The following is a 338-nucleotide window of genomic DNA, read 5'->3' on the forward strand; positions in this document are numbered from 1 at the left end:
GAACCCAACCACGTGAAAGGAAACGCCCATGAGCGATCGCGTCCTTAGTTCCCAAGCCGCCAAAGATGCCATCCAGAAAATTCAGAGCATCATCACCGGTGGACTCACCGAGCAGATCAACGCTCTCAATAACGAAGGCCAGCAGCTTTCTGATCCCAATAACTGGGACGGTCCTCTAGCGTCTACCTTCCGTAATGAGACTTGGCCTCACACTCACCAGTCCCTGCAGAAAGCATCTCAGGACCTCACCGAGCTGAACAAACAGCTGCAGAAGATCGCTACCGACATCTTCCAAGCAGGCGGCGGCGCATAAGACACAGAAAACAACCAAGTTTTCA

At 52.7% G+C, this 338-nt stretch carries 1 protein-coding gene; it reads left to right on the forward strand.

Annotated elements, in window-relative coordinates; translation table 11 throughout:
• The first annotated feature begins 28 nt into the window (after positions 1-28).
• Positions 29-313 carry a hypothetical protein gene (locus HMPREF2958_RS04715; protein ID WP_004006372.1) on the forward strand — a complete coding sequence of 95 codons (285 nt, stop codon included), beginning with the start codon at positions 29-31 and terminating at the stop codon, positions 311-313.
• The last annotated feature ends 25 nt before the right edge of the window (positions 314-338 follow it).

Source organism: Rothia sp. HMSC036D11, from assembly GCF_001814205.1.
Taxonomy (GTDB): Bacteria; Actinomycetota; Actinomycetes; order Actinomycetales; family Micrococcaceae; genus Rothia; species Rothia dentocariosa.

What these genes read in the sequence shown, in the direction of transcription:
- HMPREF2958_RS04715 (WP_004006372.1), top strand. Translation starts at nt 29, where the DNA reads ATGAGCGATCGCGTCCTTAGTTCCCAAGCCGCCAAAGATGCCATCCAG.